A 9,409-nucleotide genomic window follows, 5' to 3' on the forward strand; every position below is an offset into this window, starting at 1 on the left:
GGTGAACCGCCGCCCTAACTGCGCGGCACGCCATCCTCCACCAGCAGCGCAATCGGCATCGCCGCGAGCGCGTCGCGCAGATACAGCAAGCCGTTCTCTCCCACCTTCGGCGCGGCCGGACTCAGCCAGTCGAACAACGCCCTCGCCGAAAGGTCGGAGGGCACCTCCACCGCCGTATCCTCCCATTTCGCCGGTTCGACTAGCGGCAAATCGCCATCCTCGCCGAGCAGGCCGGCGGCGAGCCGGCTGGCCACCACCACGGCCCACGCGTTGCCATGCCGTCGCGCAAACGCGATCACATGCGACGCATGCGCGCCGCGCACCGCGAGCGGCAGATACGCACTCTGACTCAGCAACTCCGGCAGATGCGCGCGCAGTGCCAGCACGCGCTGCACCACCGCGAGCTTCACGCGTCCATCGCGCCAACCCGGCAGAAATTCGGACGGCGGCGTCTGCGCGAGCCACGCCTCGCGTTTCGCGAAATCGACGGGACGGCGGTTGTCGGGATCGACCAGACTGAAGTCCCACAACTCGGTGCCTTGATAAAGATCGGGGATGCCAGGCGACGCCAGCCGCAAGACCGTCTGCTGCAAGCTGTTGAGCGCGCCGGCTCGGCCGATTCGCGCGACGAACCCGGACAACTCCGCGAGGAACCCGTCGCGCCGCTGCGGCGCCAGGATGTCGAACAGAAAATCGCGGCAGCCGGCTTCATATCCTTCGTCGGGCGCGAGCCAGCCGGTTTGCAGCTTCGCCTCGCGCAGCGCCTTCAACTGCCATTGCGCGACGCGCTCGGCCAATGCCTTGATGCCGGCCTCGTCGTCCGGCTGCAGATCGGGCGGCCAGCAGCCCACCAGCGTCTGGTACAGCATCGCCTCGGCGGCGGGGCCGGGCGCCCAGTCATAGCTCATATCCTGGCCGACGCTGCTGACCGGTGTGCCGTCGAGCGCGCGGCGGTGCGGCGCGTTCAACGTGGACCACGCGCGCAAGGTCGAGCCCCAGTCGTGCGCGATCTCGCTCAAGACCGCGAGTCGCGCGCGCACGTCCTCGCCGCGTTTGTGATCGTGCGTGGCGGTGGCGAGCATCGCATGAGGAAAGCGCTGCGAGCGCTCCAGGTTGGCCGCGTGAAATTCGTCGACCGACAACGCGAACTCGCCGGGGTCCGCGCCAACTTCATTGCGCGACAACAGACGGCCATAGCGGTAACACGCCGTGTCCTCGACCGCCTTCGCGGCGACCGGCGCGGTCAATTGCGAAAACAGGATCTGCGCGGTGCGCCGCGCGGAACCCGAGTGACCCGGCGGCCCGCCGTTCTGGCCCTGCTGCGGTTGCGCGCCGGGCCGCGCGGCGGGCGCTTCCTCGGCGCTGCCGCCCAGCCATGCGTTCACGCGATCGAGTGCGACATGGTCCGCGCGCGGCAGCGTCTCGTTCGCGCCGGCGAGCGCCTGCTCGAAATACACGTTGTCGGCGGCGCTGCGCAAACCGTTCTGCGGATAGATGCGATACACCGGAAAATGCACGACCAGTTCGGTCAGCACGCGGCGCAGCGTGGTGAAGGTGAAATCGCGTGTGCTCAGCGAATCGCGGGCGATGCGATGGAGCGCCCGTGCCGCGCGGTCCAGTTCCGCCGACAGGTTTTCGACCAGAATCTTGCGCCGTGCCGCCAGCGCTTCGTCGGCAAAGCGCTGGCTGCGGCCGGTGAGTTCGGCCCACGTTTGCGCGAGCGGTTCCGCGCCGGCCGGATCGTGCAGAAGCGCGCCCACGTCGTTCATGAAGTCATAGCCGGTCGTGCCGTCCACCGGCCAGTCGTCGCGCAAGCGTTCGCCGCGCCCGAGGATCTTTTCGACCACCACATACGGCGCGGTGTCGCGCAGTTCCGTGAGACGTTGCCGCACGCGCTGACAGTACTCGCGCGGCTCGGCCAGGCCGTCGACGTGATCGATCCGCAAGCCGTCCACCACGCCTTCCTGATACAGCCGGAAAACCAGCGCGTGCACCGCGTCGAACACTTCGGGCCGTTCCGCGCGCACGCCGGCCAGCGTCGAGATGTCGAAGAAGCGCCGCCAGTTCACTTCATCGGAAGCCGTGCGCCACCATGCGAGGCGAAAGTGCTGCCGTTCGATCAGCCGATGCAGGCGGTCGCGCGTGACGGGTTCCTCGGGCGCGTACGTCTGCAACACGAACTCGAGCGCCGACGTGCCGTTTCGCGCGACGAACTCGCGCAGCATCTCGCGCGCCTCGGCGGCGCGCGGCTGATCGGCGGGCTGGGTGGTCAATCCCTGGAAGCGCTCGGCAAGCGCGCTGAGATCGGCGCGGTCCGCGCTTTGCAGGATCGACGCGTAATCGGTCGGACACACCGGAAACACATGCGGCCCGTAGCCGATATGAAAGCGCCCGCTGTCAGCGGAAAAACGCAACGCGATGCGGCCCGCCGCGAGCTCGTCGCCATACGGCGCGCCGAGCGTCGGCACCAGCACCTTGCCGCGCAAGGCCGGATCGGGCGAATGCCAGTCGACATCGAAATGGCGCGCATACGCGCTGTGGCGGCCCCATTCGAGAATGTCGAGCCACCATGCGTTGCTCGAACCGCCCACGCCCATATGGTTCGGCACGATATCGACGATCAGTCCCATGCCGTGCGCGCGCAGCTTGTCGGCGAGACGCCTTAGGCCCGCTTCGCCGCCGCATTCGGCGTTGACCTGCGTGTAGTCGACGGTGTCGTAGCCGTGCATCGACCCCGGCTCGGCGGTCGTGACGGGCGACGCGTACACGTGGCTGATGCCGAGCGCGGCGAAATAGTCGACGTGCCTCGCGGCATCGTCGAAGGTGAAGCCTCGATGGAACTGGAGGCGCAGCGTGGAGCGTGGGACGGTCATGGCGTATCAGGCTCCGGGGAAGCGCTGGAAGCGTTGGAGGCGCTGGAGGAGGGAACGGTTGCGGCGCCACGCGCGCGGTCCACCGCGAGCAGACGATCGCAGAAGGTGTCGTCCGTGAACAGCGCGTCGACGGGCAAGCTCATGCGGCGGCGCCAGTTCGGATGCTCGTCGATCGAGCCCGGCAGATTCGGCTGCTCGACCTGCGCGAGCAAATCCTCGAGCGGAAACGTGACGAGCGGTCCCGGCGTGGCGGCGACGAACGCGAGCGCTTCGTCCACGGGCGCTTCATCCGGCGGCGGCGCGGCCACGTCCGGCGCGGCCACGCCGGCCTGCTGGAACGCGCGCCACAGCGCGGCGCGGTCGTTCGCGCGGTCTTCATGCGCGGCTTGCTCGGGATCGCGGCCGTCGGCGCGCGCCATCGTCTGGCCGATCCGGTTGCGCCACGTGATGTCGCTGCCGCGCCACCAGCCGGCCACGGTCGGCAGATCGTGCGTGGTGGTGGTGCCGACCGCATTGCGGTCCCATTCGCGCGGCGGCTTGAAACCCTTGCCGTCGTGCCCGCCCTCGAACCACAGCACGCGAATCCCGGCGATGCCGTGCTCGTCGAGCCGTTCGCGAAAGCCGGGCGGCACGGTGCCCAGATCCTCGCCGATCACGATCGCGCGATGCCGCCACGATTCGAGCGCGATGAGGCGCAGCAGATCTTCGAGCGGATAGCGCAGATACGCGCCGTTGCGCGCGCTTTCGCCCTCGGGCACGAGCCATAGGCGGCGCAAACCGAGAATGTGGTCGATGCGGATGCCGCCCGCGTGCGCGAACGCGGCGCGCAGCATGTCGATGAAGGCCGAAAAACCTTGCGTGCGCATTGCGCGCGGCGAGAACGTGGTGAGGCCCCACGCCTGCCCGGCCTGATTGAACAGATCGGGCGGCGCGCCGACCGACACCCCTTGCAGCATGTCGTCGCAATACGACCACGCATGGCTGCCGGCGCTATCGCAACCCACGGCGAGATCGGCGATCAGGCCGACGGCCATGCCCGCATCGCGTGCCGCATGCTGGGCGTGCGACAAACCCTTCGCGGCGAGCCATTGCAGAAACAGATGAAAGTCGACTTCATGACGATTCGCTTCGGCGAAGGCCTCGACTTCCGGGCTGCGCGGATCGCGCAACGCCGCAGGCCAGTTGCGCCAATGACCGTGACCGCCTTCCTGTGAGAGTTGCCACGCTTGCAGCGCTTCGAAACGCGCGTGGTCTTCGAGCGCGCGTCCGGCCCGCTCGCAGAAGCCGTGAAATTCCAGCGCGCGCGGCGCATTCCGCGCGCGTTCGTGCGCGCAGAAATTTTCGTAGAGCGTGCGCAAGACCTTCAGCTTCAGCGTGACGGCGTTCGGCCAGTCGATCAGCGGCAAGGCTTCGAGATTCGACCACGCGTCGCTGGCTCCAGCGGCTTCGAGCGCGGCGCGCGCCGCGTCCGCGCCGAACACGGCAGCGGGATCGATATGCGTGACGTTCAGCCACAAACGCGACGACGGCGAATACGGACTGAAGCGGTTCGGCTCCGCGCTGAACATCGCGTGCGTCGGGCTGACGGCGAGCGCATGCGCGCCGCGCTTCGCGCTGCCGATCGCGAGTTGCGCGAGCGCCGAATAGTCGCCGATGCCGCCATCGCCCGCGCGTCGCAAGCCGTATAGCTGCGCGGCGATGCTCCACAGCGGCGGTGTGCGCGCGGCGCTGTCGCCATGCAGCGTGCGCCACGCGTCGGCGATGGTATAGCTGCGCCGCGGCGCCACCGCCAGCGTCACGCGTTGCTCGTTGATCACCAGCGTGTGGTAGCCGGGCTCGTCGATCGGCGCGAGCAAGGCTTCCTCGCCTTTGGGCGCCGTGAAGCGGCCGTCGATGATCGAGCCGCTTTCGAGCTCGATCCGATAGTGGCTGCCGGATTTGATCGGCGCGGCGGGAAACGCGATGCCGCGGCCGACCTGCGCGGTCATCAGCGGCGGCAGTTTGCGGCCCGATAACTCGGCTTCCAACGCGGCGGCGCTCTGGCGGATTTGCGTCGCGTTGGCGCACGGCAGACCCATCCGTTCGAGCAGCACCGTGAGCGTGTTCTCGGGCACGTGTTGCGTCTTACGATGCGCATCCTGCCACTCCACCTCGAAGCCGGCGCGCGTGGCGAGCGTCAGGATCGTGTCGCTGGGGCGTCGGGTGCTGTTCACGCGTGGTGCTCCTGTTGGCCGACAACGCGGGCATCGTGGCCGATCGCGTAGTCGCTCACGTCGCCGGTCAGCCATGCGACGAACGCATTCGGCGGCAGTACGTTGACGTCGACCTGTTCGCGCACGCGCGGCGGCGTTTCGAAAATCACCTTGCCGGCGGGCACGTGGTTGAACGGCACGCTCTCCTTCGAAAGATTCAACGCCACCGACAAGGTCTCGCCGTCGCCGAGTTGCCAGCGCGCGACCAGCGCATGGGCGTCGGCGCCGCCTTCGGTGCTCAGCACGGCCGCGCCGAGCGCCTTGCCGTGCCTCAGACGTGGCGTGATCAATTTCGCCCGCACGGTGAGCGCCGATTTGTAGAAGTGCATCCAGTCGAGCCGATCCTTCGCCTCGTCGGTTTGCGCGGGCGGCTGAACGGGCTCCGGCGGCGACGACGCGATGAACGTCTGTTCATCGTTCGGATCGGGAATCTGCTCGCGCCGCCGGGCGTCGCTGAACGCGGAGAAGCGTGCGAATTCGCGGCGCCGTCCTTCGCGCACGGCGTTGGCGAGCTCGCCGGTGTAGTCGGTGAAAAACAGGAACGGCTGCGTGGAGCCGTATTCCTCGTCCATGAAGAGCAGTGGAATGTGCGGCGATAGCAGCAGCAAACCGGTGGCGGCGCGCAATGCGTCGTCCGACGTCAGCTTGCGCAGACGCTCGCCGAATGCGCGGTTGCCGATCTGATCGTGGTTCTGCAGGAACATCACGAACGACGTGGGCGGCAGATGCCTGCTCGATTCGCCGCGCGGCGCGCCGTCGTGCAGCGGCGACGGATCGCCCTGATACGCGAAGCCTTCCGACAGCACACGCGCCAGCCGGCGGATCGGCTGATCTTCATACGCGTGGTAATAGCCTTCGGTTTCGCCGGTCAGCAAAACGTGCAGCGTGTTGTGCGCATCGTCGTTCCACTGTGCGCTGAAATGGGTTTCCAGCAGGCTCGCGCTGTTGTGTTCGTTTTCCAGCACCAGATGCACATGCCGGCCATGCTGCACCCGCGCGCGAATGTGGTCGGAGAGTTCGCGCAGCCACGCATGACTGTCGATCGCGTGCACCGCATCGAAACGCAGACCGTCGATGCGATATTCGTTGATCCAGTAGACCGCGTTGTCCGTGAAGAAGTCGCTCACTTCACAGCGCTCGAAATCGATCGCCGGACCCCAGGGCGTATGCGTGCCGTCGCGGAAGAACGAGCGGGCGTATTCGTGCAGATAGTTGCCGTCCGGCCCGAAGTGGTTGTAGACCACGTCGAGAAACACCATCAGGCCGAGACCGTGTGCGGCGTCGATCAGCGCTTTCAGTTCCTCGGGGCGGCCATAGGCGGAATCCGGCGCATACGGCAGCACGCCGTCATAGCCCCAATTGCGCTTGCCGGGAAAATCGTTCAACGGCATCAACTCGATGGCGCTCACGCCGAGTGCGACGAGCGCCGGCAAGCGCTTCTTCACGCCCGCATAGCCGCCCATCGCGCCGACATGCAACTCGTAGAGCACCGTTTCTTCCCACGGCCGGCCGTGCCAGTCGGCGTGTTCCCAGCGATACGCGCGCGGGTCGATGACCTCGCTCGGCCCATGCACATCGTGCGGCTGAAAGCGCGACGCCGGATCGGGCACCGCATGCTCGCCATCCAGCCGGAAGCGGTACAGCGTGCCCGCGCCGCCGTTGACCGTGGCTTCGAACCAGCCGTTGCCGGTGGGCGCCATGTCGTGCGCGCCGGCCGCCGGTCCGCTCTCGATTTCGACCTGGACGCTCTTGCACGACGGCGCCCAGAAACGGAAGCGGGTGCAGGGATTGGTCCCCGCGGCGCCCACCAACTGAGCGCCGAAGGGCAGACAATGCGCGTGATGATGCGCGTGAGGATCAATCGGGCTTTCTGACATGAGTCGTCACCATTCGGTTTTGCCTGCGTGCCGCGTGTTACCTGTCCGTCGTGTCTCTCCGGGCTCCGGGGGCGGCTCGACGCTGCCGCCTTTTTCACGCCATGCATGCCGTGCCTGTCGCGACGCGCTTGCCGCCTAAGCGGTCGGCGACGTATCGCTGCTGGGCGCATGCGCACCCGGATCGGGCGGCAGCGCGGTCAACAGCCGCGGCCCATGTTGCGCGCCGGCCTTCCAGCCCGCCTGCCAATCGGCCTCGCCCACCGGTTGCGCGGCCAGCATCACGAGGCTATGCGCGGCCACCTCCACCTCGGGAACCGCCAGTCGATGCGGCGCGCTGTCCGGCTCGGCAGTGTCTAGCAGCACATGCCATTCCAGGTGCGGCGGCGGCGGCGCGAAGCGCAGCGTTTCGTCGCCCGCGTTGAGCATCATCAACAATACTTCGGTTTCGCCGTTCAGGCCCGGGCCCGCGCGCCGCAGCGTGAACGCGCGGCCTTCGGGGTCTTCCCAGGCTTCGATGGTGAGCGGGTCGCCGTTTTCGTCGAACCAGCCGACGTCGAACAGGCCCGGCAACACTTCACGATCGCCGAACAGAAAGCGTGTCTCGCGCAGCAGCGGATGATGCTTGCGCAACGCGATCACGCGCGCGACGAACTCGGTCATCTGACGGCCGTCCGGCGCTTGCGCGCGTTCCCAGTCGATCCATGATAAGTCGTTGTCCTGGCAGTACGCGTTGTTGTTGCCGTTCTGCGTGCGCAAGGATTCGTCGCCGGCCAGCATCATCGGTGTGCCGAGCGCGATCAGCAGCGTGGCGATCAGCGAGCGCGCCACGCGCTTGCGCGTTTCCAGCATCTCGGGATCGTCGGTCGGGCCCTCGACGCCCCAGTTGCGGCTGCAGTTTTCATTGTGACCGTCGTTGTTGTCTTCCTGATTGGCTTCGTTGTGCTTCTGCTCGTAAGCGGTGATGTCGGCCAACGTGAAACCGTCATGCGACGCCACGAAATTGATCGACGCCCACGGTTTTCTGAAGCGCCGGTTGAACAGATCGGCCGAGCCCGTGAGACGCGCGGCGAGATCGGGCCGCAAGCCCGCGTCGCCGCGCCAGAAACGGCGCACGGTGTCGCGGAAACGGTCGTTCCATTCCGCGAAGCCCGGCGGATGGTTGCCGAGCTGATAGCCGCCGGGGCCGATGTCCCACGGTTCGGAAATCAGCTTGCGTTGCGACAGGATCGGGTCCTGGCGCAAGGCGTCGAAGAAACCCGAGCCGGGATCGAAACCGTGTTGCTCGCGGCCGAGGGTCACGCCGAGATCGAAACGGAAGCCGTCGATATTGAACGCCGTCGACCAGTAGCGCAGCGAATCCATCACCATTTGCAGCACGCGCGGATGCGGCAGATTGAGCGTGTTGCCGCAGCCGGTATCGTTGATATGGTGGCGCTCGTCGCCGGGAATCAGGCGGTAGTAGCTCGCGTTGTCGAGGCCGCGCCATGAGACGGTGGGCCCCATCGCGTTGCCTTCGCAGGTGTGGTTGTAGACCACGTCGAGAATCACCTCGATGCCGGCCGCGTGCAACTGCCGCACGGCGATGCGCATTTCATCGAGCCGGTGCGTGCTCAGATACGAGGGCTCCGGCGCGAAAAACGCCGCGGTGTTGTAACCCCAGTAGTTGCGCAGCCCGCGCTCCACCAGAAAGCGGTCGTTGAGAAACGCATGCACCGGCAGCAATTCGACGGCGGTCACGCCCAGCTTCAGCAAATGCTCGATGAACTCGGGCGAAGCCAGCGCGGCGAAGGTGCCGCGCTCGTGCTGCCGCAAGTCGGCGCGCAACATCGAGGCGCCCCGCACATGCGTTTCGTAGATCACGGTCTCGCCCCAAGGCACGTTCGGGCGCTTGTCGTGCGACCAGTCAAACGCTTCGTCGATCACGACGCACTTGGGCATGGCCGGCGCCGAATCGCGCCGGTCGATGGAAAGGTCGGCGCGATTCGAATGCACGCGATAACCGAACAGCGCATCCGACCAGCGGAACTGCCCGACGAGCTTGCGCGCGTACGGATCGAGCAACAGCTTGTGCGGATTGAAGCGATGCCCGTGCTGCGGTTGATACGGCCCATGCGCGCGAAAACCGTAGGCGGTGCCCGGATGCGCATTCGGCAGATAGCCGTGCCAGATTTCGTCGGTGCATTCGGGCAGCGGGAAGCGGCGGAGTTCCTTGCGGCCGGTCGGCTCGAACAGGCAAAGCTCGATTTTCTGCGCGTTCGCCGAGAACACCGCGAAGTTGACGCCGAGTCCATCCCAATGGGCGCCGAGCGGATAAGGCGAGCCCGGCAACAGCCGGTCGGGCATTGCATGCGACATGTTCCCCTTCCTTGTTCTGATTGATGAGCGCCTATCGTGGTCTTGATGCGAC

Annotated in this window: 4 protein-coding genes; all 4 read right to left on the reverse strand. The window is 66.9% G+C overall.

Features of this window, described 5'->3' with window-relative positions; genetic code table 11:
* Window positions 1–14: 14 nt before the first annotated feature.
* The 4 genes from treY to glgX all read right to left on the reverse strand — a co-directional run bounded on the left by treY (window position 15) and on the right by glgX (window position 9,357).
* Window positions 15–2,873, reverse strand: a complete 2,859-nt coding sequence (gene treY, locus BUE39_RS10530) for a malto-oligosyltrehalose synthase (protein WP_073428595.1) — start codon at window positions 2,871–2,873, stop codon at window positions 15–17.
* On the reverse strand, window positions 2,870–5,086 hold the full coding sequence (gene malQ, locus BUE39_RS10535; protein ID WP_073428596.1) for a 4-alpha-glucanotransferase: 2,217 nt from the start codon (window positions 5,084–5,086) through the stop codon (window positions 2,870–2,872). The genes treY and malQ overlap by 4 nt, the downstream gene beginning before the upstream one ends.
* A complete protein-coding gene (treZ, locus tag BUE39_RS10540) occupies window positions 5,083–7,002 on the reverse strand; it encodes a malto-oligosyltrehalose trehalohydrolase (RefSeq protein ID WP_073428597.1) in 1,920 nt (639 codons plus the stop codon). Before treZ ends, malQ begins: the two co-directional genes overlap by 4 nt.
* A 135-nt stretch (window positions 7,003–7,137) precedes the next feature.
* Complete coding sequence (glgX, locus tag BUE39_RS10545; RefSeq protein ID WP_073428598.1) at window positions 7,138–9,357, reverse strand: glycogen debranching protein GlgX; 2,220 nt, start codon at window positions 9,355–9,357, stop codon at window positions 7,138–7,140.
* Window positions 9,358–9,409: the final 52 nt, after the last annotated feature.

This window comes from Paraburkholderia terricola (assembly GCF_900142195.1).
In the GTDB taxonomy this organism is placed as follows: domain Bacteria; phylum Pseudomonadota; class Gammaproteobacteria; order Burkholderiales; family Burkholderiaceae; genus Paraburkholderia; species Paraburkholderia terricola.

Excerpts from the sequence above, each read along its gene's own strand:
- treY (WP_073428595.1), bottom strand. The coding sequence starts at position 2,873 with ATGACCGTCCCACGCTCCACGCTGCGCCTCCAGTTCCATCGAGGCTTC.
- treZ (WP_073428597.1), bottom strand. The coding sequence starts at position 7,002 with ATGTCAGAAAGCCCGATTGATCCTCACGCGCATCATCACGCGCATTGT.
- glgX (WP_073428598.1), bottom strand. The coding sequence starts at position 9,357 with ATGTCGCATGCAATGCCCGACCGGCTGTTGCCGGGCTCGCCTTATCCG.